The organism is Ructibacterium gallinarum, from assembly GCF_014982785.1.
Classification (GTDB): domain Bacteria; phylum Bacillota; class Clostridia; order Monoglobales; family Monoglobaceae; genus Ructibacterium; species Ructibacterium gallinarum.
In genome coordinates this window covers 180,305-197,643 of record NZ_JADCKB010000001.1, presented here as the reverse complement: position 1 = coordinate 197,643, position 17,339 = coordinate 180,305, and the positions used below count along the sequence as shown (strand labels likewise).

General features: G+C 50.8%; 13 protein-coding genes and 1 riboswitch. Of the genes, 9 read left to right on the top strand and 4 right to left on the bottom strand.

Translation table 11 applies throughout. The features are described 5' to 3' along the window. Nucleotides 1–45: 45 nt before the first annotated feature. Both INF28_RS00900 and INF28_RS00895 read right to left on the bottom strand, forming a co-directional pair. Nucleotides 46–1,380: a hemolysin family protein gene (locus INF28_RS00900; RefSeq protein ID WP_226391577.1), complete on the bottom strand. Its 1,335-nt coding sequence runs from the start codon at nucleotides 1,378–1,380 to the stop codon at nucleotides 46–48. A gap of 232 nt (nucleotides 1,381–1,612) precedes the next feature. Then, nucleotides 1,613–1,876 carry a helix-turn-helix domain-containing protein gene (locus tag INF28_RS00895; RefSeq protein WP_226391576.1) on the bottom strand — a complete coding sequence of 88 codons (264 nt, stop codon included), beginning with the start codon at nucleotides 1,874–1,876 and terminating at the stop codon, nucleotides 1,613–1,615. 127 nt (nucleotides 1,877–2,003) lie between these two features. Here INF28_RS00895 and INF28_RS00890 point away from each other — a divergent pair, with 127 nt between their 5' ends. The 6 genes from INF28_RS00890 (at nucleotide 2,004) to INF28_RS00865 (ending at nucleotide 12,204) form a co-directional block, all read left to right on the top strand. Continuing rightward, entirely contained in the window at nucleotides 2,004–2,213 is a 210-nt protein-coding gene (locus tag INF28_RS00890; protein ID WP_226391575.1) for a hypothetical protein, read from the top strand. A gap of 134 nt (nucleotides 2,214–2,347) precedes the next feature. Then, nucleotides 2,348–2,528, top strand: a riboswitch (cobalamin riboswitch). Between the two features lie 113 nt (nucleotides 2,529–2,641). Next, a complete protein-coding gene (locus INF28_RS00885) occupies nucleotides 2,642–6,043 on the top strand; it encodes an S-layer homology domain-containing protein (protein WP_226391574.1) in 3,402 nt (1,133 codons plus the stop codon). A 19-nt stretch (nucleotides 6,044–6,062) separates the two neighbouring features. After that, the gene (locus INF28_RS00880) at nucleotides 6,063–7,694 is read left to right on the top strand and encodes an S-layer homology domain-containing protein (RefSeq protein WP_226391573.1); all 1,632 of its coding nucleotides are present in this window, start codon (nucleotides 6,063–6,065) and stop codon (nucleotides 7,692–7,694) included. Between the two features lie 15 nt (nucleotides 7,695–7,709). Beyond that, nucleotides 7,710–8,672 (top strand): DUF4430 domain-containing protein, encoded by a 963-nt coding sequence (locus tag INF28_RS00875; protein ID WP_226391572.1) that lies wholly within the window; start codon nucleotides 7,710–7,712, stop codon nucleotides 8,670–8,672. Continuing rightward, complete coding sequence (locus INF28_RS00870; RefSeq protein WP_226391571.1) at nucleotides 8,669–9,556, top strand: energy-coupling factor transporter transmembrane component T; 888 nt, start codon at nucleotides 8,669–8,671, stop codon at nucleotides 9,554–9,556. Before INF28_RS00875 ends, INF28_RS00870 begins: the two co-directional genes overlap by 4 nt. Then, on the top strand, nucleotides 9,529–12,204 hold the full coding sequence (locus INF28_RS00865; protein ID WP_226391570.1) for an energy-coupling factor transporter ATPase: 2,676 nt from the start codon (nucleotides 9,529–9,531) through the stop codon (nucleotides 12,202–12,204). Before INF28_RS00870 ends, INF28_RS00865 begins: the two co-directional genes overlap by 28 nt. A gap of 43 nt (nucleotides 12,205–12,247) precedes the next feature. On the opposite strand, the gene INF28_RS00860 is transcribed toward INF28_RS00865, so the two are convergent. After that, the gene (locus INF28_RS00860) at nucleotides 12,248–13,516 is read right to left on the bottom strand and encodes an O-acetylhomoserine aminocarboxypropyltransferase/cysteine synthase family protein (protein WP_226391569.1); all 1,269 of its coding nucleotides are present in this window, start codon (nucleotides 13,514–13,516) and stop codon (nucleotides 12,248–12,250) included. A gap of 123 nt (nucleotides 13,517–13,639) precedes the next feature. After that, nucleotides 13,640–14,086 carry a DUF4830 domain-containing protein gene (locus INF28_RS00855; protein WP_226391568.1) on the bottom strand — a complete coding sequence of 149 codons (447 nt, stop codon included), beginning with the start codon at nucleotides 14,084–14,086 and terminating at the stop codon, nucleotides 13,640–13,642. Between the two features lie 50 nt (nucleotides 14,087–14,136). On the opposite strand from INF28_RS00855, the gene INF28_RS00850 reads away from it, so the two are divergent. Genes INF28_RS00850 through INF28_RS00840 form a run of 3 tightly spaced genes read left to right on the top strand, consistent with a single transcriptional unit; the run spans nucleotide 14,137 to nucleotide 17,335 of the window. Then, nucleotides 14,137–14,865 carry a pseudouridine synthase gene (locus INF28_RS00850; protein ID WP_226391567.1) on the top strand — a complete coding sequence of 243 codons (729 nt, stop codon included), beginning with the start codon at nucleotides 14,137–14,139 and terminating at the stop codon, nucleotides 14,863–14,865. A gap of 14 nt (nucleotides 14,866–14,879) precedes the next feature. Then, nucleotides 14,880–15,779, top strand: a complete 900-nt coding sequence (locus INF28_RS00845) for a pyridoxamine kinase (protein ID WP_226391566.1) — start codon at nucleotides 14,880–14,882, stop codon at nucleotides 15,777–15,779. 20 nt (nucleotides 15,780–15,799) lie between these two features. Further along, nucleotides 15,800–17,335 (top strand): YifB family Mg chelatase-like AAA ATPase, encoded by a 1,536-nt coding sequence (locus INF28_RS00840; protein ID WP_226391565.1) that lies wholly within the window; start codon nucleotides 15,800–15,802, stop codon nucleotides 17,333–17,335. Nucleotides 17,336–17,339: the final 4 nt, after the last annotated feature.

Below are 17,339 nucleotides of genomic sequence, written 5' to 3'. Positions count from 1 at the left end.
TTTTCTAAAAATTATCAGTATTTGCGTTGTAAGAACAGTGTAAAGTTAAAATTTTTCGTTGCTGTAAGACGGGTCTTTCAGGCAGACCACGGCGGTTTTGACTTGATGGTCCTGAATTTTGAGCACCTTAATCATCAGATTTTCCGTTTCTGTTTCTGCGGTGGTACCATCGGGGGGAATGGTGCCAAGGGCGTCAAATACCAGGCCACTGAAGGTTTCATACGCTTCCTCGGGAAGAGCAATGCCAAGCGCCTGTGCAATTTCCTCCAGTGGAGCCAGGCCACTGATTTTCCAGGTTTTGGAGTCAATTTGTTCTATTAGGGGCGCGGGCGGTTCTTTTTCTTCGTCCAGATCCAGGTCACCCACCAGCTGTTCCACCAGATCATTGATGGTCACGATGCCGGTCATGCCGCCGTATTCATCCAATACCACGGCAAGCTTGCTTCGGGTATGCTTCATATTGCGAAACAGAACGTCCGCCTTCACCGTTTCCGGCACAAAATAGGGCAGGGTGACGGCGTTTTTCATAACAGAATCCCGGCTTTTGTCCTGAAGACGGAAATAGTCTTTGGCATTAAGAATGCCGATGACATTGTCGGCGGAGTCCTCACAGACCGGATACAGCGTATGGCGGCTGTGGTGAATGGTGTGATCCCAGTCTGCCATGGATTCTTCTGTCCATAGCATGGAAATTTCAGTGCGGTGGGTGGCAATCTCTCCGGCGGTCAGATCGTCAAACTCAAAGACATTCTGAATCAGCTGTTTCTCCTCCCGGTCAATGGCGCCTTTTTCGGTGCTGACGTCAACCATCATGCGGATTTCTTCCTCGCCTACATTTTCATCTTCGGCGTTGGGGTCTATGCCCAAAAGCCGCAGGATTCCGTTGGTGGAGACGGTCAAAAGCCATACAATGGGGGAAAACAGAGCGGCAATGCCGCTGATCAGGGCGGACATGCCAAGTGCCAGCGGTTCCGCCTTGCGCATGGCAAGCCGTTTGGGGACAAGCTCACCAAAAATCAGGGTAAAATAGGACAAAATAACGGTGATCACAATGACAGCGGCAGTATCCAGCATGGCGGGATTGATGCCGACGCCCAAAGAGACCAGCCAGTCTACCAGCAGTCCGGAGAAATTTTCCGCCGCAAAAGCACTGCCCAAGAAGCCGGACAGGGTGATTGCCACCTGAATGGTGGCCAAAAACCGGGCTGGCTGGCTGGTCAGCCGGGCCAGCCGGACGGCTCTCTTGTCGCCGGCTTCTGCCAGTTTTGCAAGCTTTGCGTCATTCATGGAAATCACGGCGATTTCTGCACAGGCAAAAACCGCATTGAGAAAAATTAAAATCACTTGTAAAAAAATCATAGCTGCAACCGAACTTTGCACAATAATCCTCCTTATTTATCAGAAAAAATACAAAAAGACATAACCCATCCTGCTATAAGCGCAGAATCAGGCTATGTCTTCTTTTTCTCTTGTACCATATTCGGGGATTGTCCCCGTCTGTACTATCTTCCATAAGTAATAGGATCGGCTCCTGTAAAATCAAATTTTGTATATCATACCAGATACCGCTTCAATTGTCAAGAAAAATTTCTGCGGTAAATCAGCGGCAGATTCAGTTGGTTTTTGGCGGTATATACTGTAAAATGTCTGACAAATCACATTCCAACGAGAAACACATTTTGGCAAGCAGGGTCAAATCTACCCGGTCAATGTTGTTTTTGTAATAGCGGTCAATGGTCTGGTATTTGATGCTCGTGTGCCTGGCGAGTTGATATCGGGTATAGCGGTGCTGTTTTAGAAATTCTTTTAAAGTCAGCCTGACGCTTCCAAAATCCACTTCCTGCAATTCCTTTTGTTCTTTTAATACACTTTTCAAATTTATCACCCCAGTTTCATCCATATTGTATCATGTAGAGCCCTGTTTGACATTATTCATATTTTAGAGTATATTAATATAAGTATAACCATATATAGGGATAATGATAGATGTGGGAGGGGCAAAAATGATTGTTGATATCACGGGGACGGTATTGACTCCGGGAAAATACGGAAAAGATTGTTTGGGAAACGGAAATCATCAGAATCAGCAAGGAGAATATCTGTGCTGTTGTGATGAATGTGATTATTACCAATGCTGTATAGAAGAACATTCCGATGCAGAATGTCTGGATTGTGAAGATAGAGATTGTCCGCGGGCACAGATGAAAAAATAAAAAAGCCGCGGCAAAAAAATTAGTAAAAAATTCCGCCAAAATAGGTGACGGTGTTAGGGGCTGTTTCTGAATTTTATGCAGGAAAATAGCCTTGACAGAAAAGGATACATAAGGTAAGATAAAGAAAAAAATAAATATATTTTACATTGGCCGGTGCGCACACTGTGCGAGAATAGGGAACCGGGTGAGACTCCCGGACAGTCCTGCTGCCGTATTGAGGAAGCGGCCTTTCTTGCGCCACTGAAAATTTTCGGGAAGGCGAAAGGCTTGCGTGATACCCTGAGTCGGAAGACCTGCCGGGCAATGCGTACAAAAAACTCCACAGGGCCTTGGAGTGTACACATCGGCATTGCCGAATCACAATGCGTGTGTCGCCGTCCCTGCATTTAAGGGGCGGTTTTTTGTGTAAAAGAACAGGAGGAGAGAAAATGACCCAAAAGAGAAACACCAAAATTTTAGCGTTTTTGACAGCTTTTTGTCTGCTGCTGACCATGTTGGTCCCGGCGGCGACATGGGCGGCAGAGCCGGCAACCTTTTTTGTCCGCAGCATAGCGGCAGGGGCAAATGTGCTTCCGCCGGGAGAGTATGCGGTACAACCAGGGATTGCGGCAGAATATGGCTATAGCTATGACCCTGCTATCGGTCAAGACGATGTCTGTGCGCTGGATGTTTTGGTCAAGGCACATGAAGAAATCTTTGGCGGTGCTTTTACGAAAGAAGACAAAGATACTTATTTGAAGGTGACGGATGGTTCTATTTCCGTGATGTTTGGTATGGAGACCATGAACATTGGGTTTACTGTCAACGGAGCGATGCCCCATACCGATGCACCGGCACAGCCTGTGGCGGGAATGCCGGATTGCTATGAAGGGCTGAATATTGCCCAGACCAAGGTAAACCCTGGAGATCAGCTGGACTTCTTTATTTATCAGGATTCCTATGCCATGGACTATTATACCTGGTTCACCTATGGAGGGCAGAAGGCAAAGGAGATCACAGTACCTGCCAATGAGGAGGCGGAGTTGTCCCTTGATGGCTACTGGGTGGCCTGGTATGGTTTGTGCGAGGAGGAGAGCATTGAGAACCTGACCGAGCCTATGGCAGACTTTCAGATCGGCACACTGGATGCCCAGGGAGCTTTTACCCCCATTGACGGTGCGGTCACGGATGAAAACGGCGGAGTGACCCTTACCCTTGCAGAGGGGGAATATATACTTTCTGCCCAGGGGGAAGAAGGGGGATACGGCGACAAGATCATTCCTCCGTATCTGATCGTCAAGGCGCAGGAATCGGCTTTAGCAGAGGATAACGCCTCCATTGCGCAAACTATGATGGAAACCATTGCGGCAGATTACAAAGACTCTGTTGATCCTTGGGTGATCGCGGAAATGGCAGCATTTGGCAAGGCGGATAGTCTTACCCAAAAAGAGGCGTTTGCCGCTTCTGCCAAAGAAGGAACCGCAGACCTGAAAAACGTGATTGCGCTGACAGCCCTTGGCAAAGATGTGACTGCACTGATGAAGGAAGATGGTTCCAAATGGAACATGATTGCGGAGCTTTCTAAGGGAAGCATTCCCTATATCACGTCGGCGGCATATCTTTTGCAGGCCTATGACAGCGGGAAATATGAGGTGCCGGAGGGGACAGCAGATAGGGAAAAACTGATTACCTATTTCCTTGATCAGCAGGAAGAAAACGGCGGCTGGAGCACAAAATGGGGTGCGGAAACCACAGGGATGATTCTTCCTGCACTGGCGCCTTACCTGGATCGGCCGGAAGTGAAAGAAGCGGTAGACAAGGCAGTTTCCTGGCTGTCTTCGGTGCAGACCGAAACCGGTAATTTCGGTGCGGAAAATTCCAATGCCACCGCAATGATCGTTGTGGGTCTGTCCGCTGTGGGGATTGATGCGGATACCGATCCCCGGTTTGTCAAAGGGGAAAACAGTGCCATAGACGGCCTGATGAAATTTCGCACAGAGACCAATAAATTTGGCTATACCAATAATGTCAGCGAAAACGCCATGTCTACGGAACAGGGGTTCCGGGCTTTGATCGCCTGGACCGGTATGGTAAAGGCCTGCGGTCCATATTCTGTCTTTACGTTTGGAGAGCCAACAGAAAAAGACGTCCTGACCGTTTCGGTACGAGTAGAGGGGATCAGCGAAAATAAGCTGTACGAAAAGGCGCTGACCCTGCCGGGTGACAGCAAGGTGACTGCGCTGACCGTCCTGGAGGCGGCAGTGCCGGCGGAGCAGCGGGATATTCAGCCCGGTGCATATGGGGCTTATATCAACAGCCTGTACGGAGAAGCCGCAAATACCTTTGGTGAGGATTATGATGGATGGCAGTATATGGTCAATAACGAAGCAGCCAGCGTAGGGATCAGTGACTGCGAGATAAAGGATGGAGACGAACTGGTATTTTATTATGGCGGCATGAGCGCCATGATTCCGCTGGAACCGGAAATTACCTATCCTGCCAAGGGTAAGGCCAAGATGGTATTTACTACCAAACAGACCACCTATGGTCCTGCACCGGACTATACGCCGGTGACCGAAATAGTTCCTATTGTTGATGCCAAGGTTGTCATCGGCGAAGGCAATGCGGCAATTGAGAAAACCACCGATGAAGATGGTGCGGTTACGCTGGAAATTGTAAAAGGGGAGTATCCCATTCAGATTGAAAAATATGGAGAAACGGAAAAGGAAGGCAAATTCCTGCCGTTTGTAGTCCGGCTTGCGCCGGATGCCACGGTAAAGCTGGAAACTACCTCTGGTGGTGGCGGCTCCGTTGGCGATGATCAAATTCAAGTTTCTTTTACCTTGATTGGGGACAGTAAGCACGAAAAGCCGGAAGAGCATGACAAATTTGAAACCTGGATCGCAGAAAAAAGCTATACCTTAGACAGCGGCGCAACGGTGAAAGATTTATTTGAAACGGCGCTGAAAGCGGCGGGGATTGCATATGAGATGTCAGGAGACAGCTACGTGTCTTCCGTTAATGGATTGAAAGAATTTGATAACGGCCCGTTTTCCGGCTGGATGTATAAGGTGAACGGCACGCATATTCAAAAGGCGTTAAATGCCTGCACCTTAAAGGACGGAGATTCGGTCATATTCCATTATACAGACGATTATACCAAGGAAGAGGATGAAGAAGAGAGCAAGCCGGTCACGCCCAGCAGGCCTTCCGGAATCGGCGGCGGAAGCGGTGGAGGCAGCCTTCCAACGGTTTCCGGTGGTATCAGTGTGGATAATACCCAGCAGGAGGTCACCGAACCCAAGCGGTTCAGTGATGTCAGCGGCTGGGCGGAAGAATATATTTATGACCTGGTAGAAAGAGGCATCGTTCAGGGAAAGACGGAGGACAGTTTTGCTCCTCAGGATTTGGTGACCCGTGCAGAACTGGCGGCGATGCTGGCAAGAATGAGCGGTGCGGAACTTGTCGAAGGGGCTGATTCGAGCTTTTCGGATGTCTCTCCCGAGGATTGGTTTGCCGGGGCGGTTGCCTGGGCGGCAGAACAGGGGATCGTGCAGGGCTTTGAAGGAAAATTTGATCCCAACGCCAGTGTTACCCGGCAGGATATTGCAGTAATGATCGATCGGTATGCGGCAAATGTGGCAAACTACACCTTCCCCCAGACTATGGAGAAAACCACCTTTGCAGATGACGGCCAGATTGACAGCTATGCGGGCGATGCGGTTTATCGCTTGCAGATGGCGGGAATCTTGAACGGACGGGGCGACAATTTATTTGCGCCGTTAGAATATGCCACCCGGGAAGAGATTGCCAAGGTGCTGTCCGTCTTTCTGGCAGGGCTTGCGGCATAAGAGATAGGAGGCAAACGGAATGAACGGCAAAATGAGGAGACTGCTCAGCGGGGCTGTGGCATTCATCATTCTGCTGCCCGCCGCCGCAGCGGCGGCAGAAGCGGAGGATATCTATCAGGATGCGGCAAAATACGTCTTAGAAACCGTGCCGGAGCCCCAGGTGGGGAGTATTGGCGGCGAGTGGGCAGTGCTGGGCCTGGCCCGGGGCGGCTATGCAGTGCCGGAGGACTATTTTCAGGATTATTATTACAGAGTCGAAGATTATGTCAAAGCCTGCGGCGGAGTGCTGGATGAGAAGAAAATGACCCAGTATTCCAGGATCATTGTGGCGCTCAGCGCCATTGGCAAGGATCCCACCAATGTGGCGGGGTATGATCTTTTGACTGCCCTGGGTGACTATGAAAAGACCACATGGCAGGGGATCAACGGCCCCATCTGGGCGCTTTTGGCGCTGGACTGCAAAAATTATGCAATGCCCCAAAATCCGGAGGCGGCCGTGCAGGCAACCCGGGATATGTATATTCAAAAAATTCTGGACAGCAGATTGCCGGACGGCGGCTGGTCTCTGGTCAGCGGTACGGATTCTGCGGGCAAAGACAGCGTGTCAGAACCCGATGTCACCGGCATGGCACTGCAGGCGCTGGCAAAATACCAGGACCGGCCGGAGGTAAAGGAGGCCATAGAGGGCGCCCTTGCCTGTATGTCTGCATATCAAAATGAAAATGCGGGCTTTTCCGGCTGGGACGGGACGGAAAATTTGGAGAGCTGTGCCCAGATGCTGGTTGCTTTGTGTGAGCTGGGGATTTCCTATGAAGATCCCCGGTTTGTCAAAGGCGGAAATACCTTGTTTTCTCATCTCCTTTCCTATTATCAGGCGGGAAAAGGCTTTGTACATACCGCAGACGGAAGCGGTTCTGCACAAATGTCTACGGAGCAGGGACTCTATGCTCTGGCGGCGGTGAAGCGGTTTGCGGCGGGGGAATCCAGCCTTTACAGAATGGAAGATGCCGCAGCGGTTGAAACAGAGAACTACATCGGCCTTTCCGGCAAGATAGAAGATGTACATGTGATGGAGATCACAAGCAAAGGCAAAACTTTTACCGATATTGCCGGGCATTCGGCACAAACAGCAGTAGAAGCGCTGGCGGAGCGGGGCATTATCAACGGCATGACCGAAACGGAGTTTATGCCGGATGCCAACATGAGCCGGGCGGAGTTTGCGGCCATTATTGCACGAGGTCTGGGCCTTGCTTCAGAAGGTGGCAGGACGTTCTCTGACGTGCCGGAAACTGCGTGGTACTATCCCTATATCAAAACCGCATCGGGCTATGGCATCATCAACGGTGTGTCGGATACGGAGTTTGATCCCGAAGGTAAAATCACCAGGGAAGAGGCGGCGGTGATGGTGGCCAGAGCGGCCAAACTCTGTGGCATGAACACGGAGATCGACACCTTTGCCGCCCGGAATCTTTTGGCAGGCTATATAGATTATGTCAAGGCGTCCGATTGGGCGGTGAGCGCACTGGCGTTTTGCTCCAAGGAGGACATATTAGACAATACCGTTTTGGAGCTTCGCCCTCAGGAGGCGGTGAGCCGGGGCGAGATCGCCAGGATGCTGTACACCATGCTGGAGCGTGCAAGACTTCTGTAAAAAGAGGGATCAAAGATGAAAAAACATGGAAAGAAAATCTTGATGGGGGTTATGGTTTTGGCCGTTTTGGCGGCAGTGTTCTGGTGGGGCGGCAATGCGCCGTCCCTGCGGGGCTGGCCGGAGGAAAATAAATACCGACAGACAGCGTCGGTGAAAACGGATATGCCGGAGCCTACAGCGCCTCAGACGGAGGAAGAAAATGTCGAGCAGACAGCAGCGCCGGAATCGGCGCCGCAGGAAACTGCAGAAAAGGAAAAAGCAGAGGTCCGGGAACGTCCAGCAGGAGAAGAGAACCAGCCCATGACTGCCGAGGAAAAGGTGGAAATGGCGGCACGGCTGGCACAGAGCAGTACGCCGGAGATTACCTATCAGCCGCCGCCAAAAGCGGGAGAGACTTCGTCGCCGGAACAGCCGGCGTCTGCGGCTTCGCAGGAGGGGGCAGAGGCGCCGACGGCGGGATCCCAAGGCACCGTGCGGGATCGGTATGATACCGGCGCCGTGCCGGCAGATAAGCCGCAGCCTATAGAGCCGCAGGACGCGGTGATTACTGATAAAGAACTGACTTGTACCATGTCGGTGCGCTGTGACACGATTTTGCAGAATATGGATTGGCTGGATCCGGAGAAAGCGGAGCTGGTTCCAAAAGATGGGGTTCTTTTTGCGGAGCAGACCGTGACCTTTTATGAGGGGGAAAGTGTTTTTAACCTGCTTTTGCGGGAAATGAAGAAGAATAAGATCCATATGGAATTTGAGAACACACCCCTGCACAACAGCGCATATATCGAGGGAATCGGGAATTTATATGAATTTGACTGCGGCGAGCTGTCTGGATGGCTGTATTCGGTCAACGGCTGGTTCCCCAATTACGGCTGTTCCCGGTATCAGTTACAGGAAGGCGACCGGGTGGAATGGGTGTATACCTGTACCCTGGGCGTAGATGTGGGCGGCTTTAACGCTGCGGCGGAGGGCGGTCAATGAGCGGATTTGGACGGTATCATCCCATTGTTAATTTCAGTTATTTTACTGCGGTGATTTTGTTTTCCATGTTTTTTATGCACCCGGTGTGTTTGGGAATTTCCCTGGCCAGTGGCTTTTTCTATTCGGTTTTGCTTAACGGCAGGCGTGCGGCTCGGTTCCAGCTGCTGTATCTCTTGCCGCTGATGCTGATTTCTGCTTTGCTGAATCCTGCCTTTAATCATGAGGGAGCTACCATTTTGACCTATCTCCCCAGCGGCAACCCACTGACGCTTGAGTCGCTGGCCTTTGGCCTTGGTGCTGCGGTGATGATCGGTGCGGTCATTAGCTGGTTTTCCTGTTATCACGCAGTCATGACAAGTGATAAATTTATCTATCTGTTTGGCCGGATGATGCCGGCCATGTCCCTGATCCTGTCTATGGTACTGCGGTTTGTGCCCAAGTTCCGAACTCAGATACATAAGGTGGCAGAGGCACAGCGGGGGATCGGCCGGGACATTTCCTGCGGAAGTGTGATTGCCCGTGCCCGGCACGGGCTTACCATTTTGTCAGTGATGGTGACCTGGGCGCTGGAAAACGCCATTGAAACGGCGGACAGTATGCGAAGCCGGGGTTATGGACTGCCGGGCCGCACCGCATTTTCTGTTTTTACTTTTGACAGGCGGGATAGGACAGTCTTTTTGGTGATTGCCGGGCTTGGTATCTATGTTTTGATCGGTGCCGTCCTGGGTGGAAATGCGTTTCGGTATTTTCCGACCATGAAGGGCGCTGGTGTTTCGGTTTATCACAGCAGTGTATTTGTTGCATATGGGATCCTTTGCCTGATCCCTGCGGTTATAGAATTGTGGGAGGCACATCAATGGAAAGCTATCGAATCAAAGATTTGACCTTTTTTTATCCAGGGCAGGAGATCCCGGCGCTTTGTCATGTCAGCCTGACGGTGAAAAGAGGGGAATTTATGGTCTTGTGCGGCCAGTCGGGCTGTGGAAAATCTACTCTTTTGCGGCAGCTCAAAACGATGCTTGCCCCCCATGGCAGCCGGACGGGAGAGGTGGTATTTTGCGATCAGCCTTTAGACAGTGTGGATATGCGCAACCAGACAGAGAGGATCGGTTTTGTCTTGCAGAGCCCGGACAACCAGATCGTAACAGATAAGGTGTGGCATGAACTGGCCTTTGGGCTGGAGAGCCTGGGTTATGCCACCGCTGATATTCGGGCACGGGTGGCAGAAATGGCATCTTTTTTTGGAATTGAGAACTGGTTTTACCAAAAGGTAGATGCGCTTTCGGGCGGCCAGAAACAGCTTCTCAATTTGGCGGCAGTCATGGCCATGCAGCCGGAGGTATTGATTTTAGATGAACCCACCAGCCAGTTAGATCCCATTGCGGCGCAGGACTTTTTGTGGACACTTGCCAAAATCAACCGGGAAATTGGGACGACGGTGATCCTTTCGGAGCATCGGCTGGAGGAGGCTGTTCCGTTGGCGGACAGGGTGGTGGTTATGGACGGCGGCAAAGTGATTGCAAACGGCAGTCCCCGGGAGGTGGAAAAGACCCTGCGGGAGCAGGGGCATACCATGTATCGGGCTCTGCCTACTCCTATGCGGATTTATGCGGATGTGCCCAATTCTTTGTCCTGTCCGCTCACTGTGCGGGAGGGGCGCACCTGGCTGGAGACTCTTGCCACAGAGCGGGAGATCGACCCCAGCCGCATTTCCAAAGCGGTGCAGAATCCGCCGCCGGAGCATCCGCTGATCCATATGCGGGACGTATGGTTTCGGTATGAAAAAGACGGGGCAGATGTAGTCAAAGGCCTTTCTCTGAAAATTGCAAAAGGCGAGTTTTATGCTCTGGTGGGCGGAAACGGAACCGGAAAAACAACTACTTTATCCTTAATTAGCGGCCTGCGGACTCCGTACAGGGGAAAGGTGCTGGTACAAGATAAGCCGGTAGAAGAGATTGGAGATCGGTATACCGGCCTTTTGGGAGTACTTCCCCAGAACCCGCAATCTCTGTTTGTGAAAAAGACAGTGGAGCTTGATTTATATGAGATGCTGAAAGAGAGCAGGCTGTCTGCGGCCGAAAAGGCGGAAAAGGTGAAAAAGACCGCCCGGCTCTGCGGGATCGAAGCGCTGCTTTCCCAGCACCCCTATGATTTGTCAGGAGGAGAACAGCAAAAGGCGGCGCTTGCCAAGATTTTGCTGAATGATCCGGAAATTTTACTGCTGGACGAGCCCACTAAGGGACTGGATGCCTGTTTTAAGGAAAAGTTGGCGGCACTTTTGGCTGGACTCAAACGGCGGGGTGTGACGGTGATTATGGTTTCTCATGATATTGAATTTTGCGCCCGGTATGCGGACAGGTGCGGATTGTTTTTTGATGGGAACGTGGTTAGCAGCGGTACACCCCGGGAATTTTTTGTCGGAAAACGCTTTTATACCACCGCCGCCAACCGGATGGCAAGAACAGTATTGCCACAGGCGGTTCTGCCGGAGGATGTGATTACCGCCTGCGGCGGAGTGGTCAGCCAGCCGCCGGAAGCTGAGGAAGTCGATGACACCCTGTATCCCTCTGAGGAACAGCGGAAGAAAGCGGAAGCGCCCCAAAAACCGGTGCGGGAAAAGCTGACCTGGAAAAGGGTTGCCTTTGGCGTTTTTTTTGGTGCGGCATTTCTTGCGACTTTAATTTTGTTTTACAATCGGTATACGGACTGGCGGGATTATTTGGTGCAGGCGGCCTCTGTTTTTGAACTGGCGCTTTGCTTGGCGGCGCTGATCCCGCAAAAAAGACTGGATCTGCCAGCTTCATCCCGGCAGATGCCTGGAGGAAAGCGGCGGCTGTCCCGACGGCTTTGGGCGGCGGCTGGACTCATTTTGATTGCGGTACCTCTTACCATTTTTGTGGGTATGTACTATTTGGGTGACCGGAAATATTATTTTATCAGCTTGCTGATCATTTTAGAGACCATGCTTCCCTTTGCCATGGTGTTTGAACAGCGAAGACCCAAAGCCCGGGAACTGGTGGTTATCAGTGTGCTGTGTGCCATTGCGGTGGCGGGCAGAACGGCATTTTTTATGCTGCCTCAGTTTAAGCCGGTGGTGGCGTTAGTGATCCTTGCCGGAGTCTGTTTCGGAGGCGAAACCGGATTTTTGGTTGGGGCGGTTACTGGCTTTGTTTCTGGTTTCTTTTTCGGTCAGGGACCGTGGACGCCGTGGCAGATGTTTGCTTTTGGCATCATTGGGTTTTTAGCAGGCGTGCTTTTTCAAAAGGGGTTGTTGCAAAAAACCAAGGGATCCTTGGCGGTGTTTGGCGCCATTGCGGCATTTGTGGTTTATGGGGGGATCATGAACACCGCAACGGTTCTACTTGGTCAGGCTCGGCCCACCAAAGAGGCGTTTTTGTCCGCTTATTTGATGGGAATCCCCTTTGATCTGATCCATGCCATTTCCACCGTGTTTTTTCTGTGGTTTTTGTCTGCGCCTATGATAGAAAAATTGGATCGTATCAAAACAAAATATGGTTTGATGGAAGAATAAAAAAATCGGGGCACAATGTGATGTGCTCCGGTTTTTTGCATTTTTATATTTTTTCCAGCGCCTGACGGATATCTTCAATAATATCCTCTTGATCTTCAATACCCACAGAAAAACGAATCAGGTCTGGTGTGACGCCAGCCGCTTTCAGTTCTTCATCATTGAGTTGGCGGTGCGTATGGCTGGCAGGGTGCAGAACGGAAGTGCGGGCGTCTGCCACATGGGTGACAATAGCCGCCAGCTTCAGACTGTCCATAAAGGTCACAGCCGCACTGCGCCCGCCCTTGACCCCAAAAGAGATGACGCCGCAGGAACCGTTTGGCAGGTATTTCTGCGCCAGATCATAATATTTGTCACCGGGGAGAGAGCAGTAATTGACCCAGGATATTTTTTCGTGATGAGACAGGAATTCCGCCACTGCCATCGCATTTTTACAGTGCTGTCTTACCCGCAAAGCAAGGGTTTCAAGACCCAAATTCAGCAAAAAGGCGTTCTGCGGTGAGGGAATCGAACCCAGATCCCGCATTACTTGGGCAGTGGCCTTGGTAATATAAGCGGCCTTGCCAAATTTTTGGGTATAGGTGATCCCATGATAGGATGCATCCGGTGTGGTCAGACAGGGGAATTTGCCGGAGGCTTCCCAGTCAAAATTTCCACTGTCAATAATGGCGCCGCCTACGCTGGTAGCGTGGCCGTCCATATATTTGGTGGTGGAATGCACCACAATATCTGCGCCCCATTCAAAAGGCCGGCAGTTGATGGGGGTAGCGAAGGTGTTGTCAATAATCAGTGGCACCTGATGCGCGTGTGCTACTTTAGCCCATTTTTCGATATCCAGTACCACCAACGCAGGGTTTGCAATGGTTTCGCCAAACATAGCTTTGGTATTGTCTTTAAATGCGGCAGAGAGCTCCTCCTCGCTGGCGTTGGGGTCTACAAAGGTTACCTCAATGCCCATCTTTTTCATGGTTACACCAAACAGGTTAAAGGTGCCGCCATATACGGTGGAGGAGCAGACAAAGTGATCTCCCGCCTGACAGATGTTGAAAATAGAATAGAAACAGGCGGCTTGTCCTGATGAAGTAAGCATGCCTGCAACGCCACCCTCCAGATCGGCAATCTTGGCCGCTACCGCATCGTTGGTGGGATTGGCAAGACGGGTATAGAAATATCCGCTCTCCTCCAGGTCAAACAAACGACCCATCTGTTCAGTGGAACTGTATTTCCAGGTAGTACTTTGATAAATGGGCAGAACCCGGGGCTCCCCGTTTTTTGGGGTATAGCCGGATTGAATACATTTTGTTTCAATTTTCATAATGTACCTCCTCATGCATATCTATAATCAGTTTTGCAACCATTATAGTATATTTTCCCCCGGATTTCAATAAAAATTTAACAATATGTATGGAATTTATGAAAAAGATATGGTATAATAATTTTATTGTGCTGGGATCTGTCCGGAGGTGTCACTGATAGGTATTAAAAATCCACCCAGTTCCAGGGAGGAAATGTCAGCGGCGGCAATGCCGTCCTTGGTGACAAAAATATTAGCACGGATCAAGCCCGAATCAGAATCCTGGTGGTTTAAGACCCGGTAGGAATATCGGGTGGCTTTAACACCCTTATATGGGGTCAGGTCAAAACCGGCGTTTTGTGCCAGTTCGTTATAAGCATTAAAAACAGTGTCAAATTCTTCTGGAATGGTCAGCCGGGCAATCTCTGTCGGATTTTCCTCTACTTCCCAGCCATAAGAACGGATAAAATCCAGATTTTTTTGATTGACTTCCGAATCGGCACCAAAAAGCAGAAAAATAATCCCTACTGTCACCGCGGCGGCGAGCAGGGTCAGCAGAAGGATTTTCCGGGTTTTAAAAAAATTGATCATAGGTTTTTCCTCCATTTCTTTGTAAAGCCTATGCGGAAAATGAGAAAAATATGAGGTGGAAGATGCGTCTTGATAAATATTTGGCAGACTGTGGTGCCGGCACCCGAAGCGAGATTAAAAAGCTGATTAAAAGTGGATTGGTGCGGGTGGAGGGTGTGCCGAAGCCCCGGCCAGAAACACAGGTGGTGCCGGAAACGGCACAGGTTTTTTTAAGGGATACCCGAATGCAGTATCGGAAATATGTATATCTGATGCTTCATAAGCCCGGAGGCTATCTCTCTGCCACCTGGGATAAGCATCATAAAACGGTGCTGGATCTGGTGCCGGAGGAATATCAGCATTTTGATTTGTTTCCAGTGGGAAGGCTGGATCTGGATACAGAGGGCTTTTGTCTGCTGACGAACGATGGTATTCTGGCACACCGGCTTCTCAGTCCGGCGCATCATGTGCCAAAGCGTTATTTTGCCCGGGTGGAGGGGAATGTCACGGAAGAAGATGTAGCTCTGTTTGCTCGTGGCGTCCTGCTGGAGGATGGGTATGTGACCCGCCCGGCAGAATTAAAAATTTTGACCTCTGGAGCGGTGTCGGAGACAGAGGTTACTATTATGGAGGGAAAGTACCATCAAATTAAGCGAATGTTTGCGGCGGCCGGGAAAAGGGTGATCTATTTGAAAAGGACGGCGATTAACGGCGTCCTGCTGGATGAAGCGCTTTTGCCTGGTCAGCTGCGGGAGCTTACCATAGAGGAACTTAGACAGATAGACAGTGAATATTTTTAAAAAGAGGGTTGTATATGCAAAACAATAGAGTAATACCCCGGGTGGCGGCCATCCATGACCTGTCGGGATTTGGAAAGGTATCATTGACCGAGGCGATTCCCATTCTGTCTGCCATGGGGGTGGAAGTTTGCCCTTTGCCCACGGCGGTGCTATCTACGCATACCTATGAATTTCAGAATTATACTCTCTGTGACCTGACAGAGGAAATGCCTAAGATTATTGCCCATTGGCGGCAGATCGGCCTTAGCTTTGATGCGGTTTATAGTGGATATATGAGTTCAGAGAGGCAGATTGATATTACCGCTGAGTTTATGACGGAGCAGAGAACAAAGGGAGCTTTGGCCGTGGTGGATCCGGTTATGGGGGACAATGCCCTTTTGGATGTACAGACTGTGTACAGTGATAGAATGAAAAACCTGATTGGCGGCATGAAACAGTTGTCTGCTATGGCAGATATTATTACACCAAATGTGACAGAGGCGTGCCTGCTTTTGGATATACCATATCCCAATCATCCACTGTGCAATGCAGAGATCCGGGAGATGCTCCGGGGCCTTTGTGACATGGGCGCCGGCGCGGCAGTGATTACCAGTGTGATGGATTCAGAAAATTCTATGTGTGTGGCAGTTTGTGATCCCCAAACTAAGAAATATTATAAGATAAATTGTGGTTATATTAATCGACCGTTTCACGGCACGGGAGATGTGTATACCAGTGTATTAACCGGTGGCCTGGTTAAGGGAATGCCGTTGATTGATGCAGCTAATTTGGCAGCGGATTTTGTTTACCGTGCCATTTCGCGCACTGTGGCGCATCCCGAGATCAAGATCCGGGAAGGGGTGTTGTTTGAGCCAGTGCTGGCCTCCGGTTATTTTGCCCGGGCAGAGCGGGAACAGCGGTATGTGGAAATATAAAAAACAGAGGAGTAAGACCTATGATAGCCAGAATCAATAGTGTAGGACTTAGCGGTATGCAGGGGCACTGGATTCAAGTGGAAACCGATGTCAGTCCGGGACTTCCATCCTGGGAGATTGTGGGACTGCCGGATGCCGCGGTGCGGGAATCAAAAGAGCGGATTCGGTCTGCGGTCAAACAGGCAGGATTTCAGATACCAGGAAAGCGGATAGTGGTCAACCTCGCTCCGGCGGACGTGAAAAAAGAAGGAGCATGCCTGGATTTGCCCATTGCGTTGGGAATTTTAATCAGCACTGGTCAACTTCCTGCTGCTGTGGCAGAGAATGCAGCCTTCTTGGGAGAACTGTCCTTGGATGGCCATTTGCGGCCAGTGCGGGGCGCTTTGCCTATGACGATTACGGCTTATCAAAGTGGAGTACACAGGGTGTATCTTCCCGGCGCCAATGCCCGGGAAGCGGCAGTGGTTGCTGAGGCAGAAGTTTATGGTGTAGAAAGTTTGAAAGAACTGACAGCGCACCTTATGGGAGAAAAGCAGATACAGCCTTGCAAGGTGGATGTTGAGGCGCTTTTGCGGCAAGCTGCCCAGAACGGGCCGGACTTTGCTGAGGTCAAAGGCCAGCAGAACGTGAAGCGTGCCATTGAGGTGGCAGCTGCCGGCGGACATAATCTTTTACTGATCGGCCCTCCGGGATCGGGCAAGACCATGCTAGCCCAGCGTATTCCTTCTATTTTGCCGGATTTGCGGTTTGAAGAGGCGCTGGAGGTCACCAAGGTACACTCCATCGCTGGGAAACTGCCGCAGAATCAGCCTATGGTTTTGACCCGGCCGTTTCGGAGCCCGCATCATACGGTTTCAGCCGCGGGGCTTACTGGCGGTGGAAGCATGCCACGCCCTGGAGAAATTAGCTTGGCGCACCATGGCGTTTTATTTTTGGACGAACTGCCGGAGTTTCAAAAGCAGGCGCTGGAGATCCTGCGTCAGCCGTTGGAGGATGGAATGGTGACCATCACGCGGGCCAGCGGGGCTTATTCCTATCCATGTAATATTATGTTGGTGGCTTCTATGAATCCTTGCCCCTGTGGTTATTACGGTGATCCTGCCCATGAATGCAACTGTTCGCCGGCACAGATCAAGAGGTATCTCAGCCGGGTCAGTGGTCCTCTGCTTGATAGGATCGACCTCCAGGTTGAAGTACGGGCGGTACCTTATGAGGAACTGGAACAGAAAAGTGATGCGGCGGAAACGTCGGCAGAGATCAAAAAAAGAGTGGATCGTGCACGGGAATTGCAGCATCGGCGTTATCAGGGGAGCGGAGTCTATTCCAATGCCCGGCTGACACCGGCCATGATGGAGGAATTTTGTGCACTAAAGCCGGACGGAGCTGCTTTGTTGAAAGAATCCTATGAGCGACTTGGATTGAGCGCCCGGGCCCATAATCGGATTTTAAAAGTGGCGCGGACCATTGCCGATCTGGACGGAAGCGAGTGCATCGAAGCGTCCCATTTGGCAGAAGCGATACAGTATCGGTCGTTGGACCGTAAATTTTGGACATAGAAAG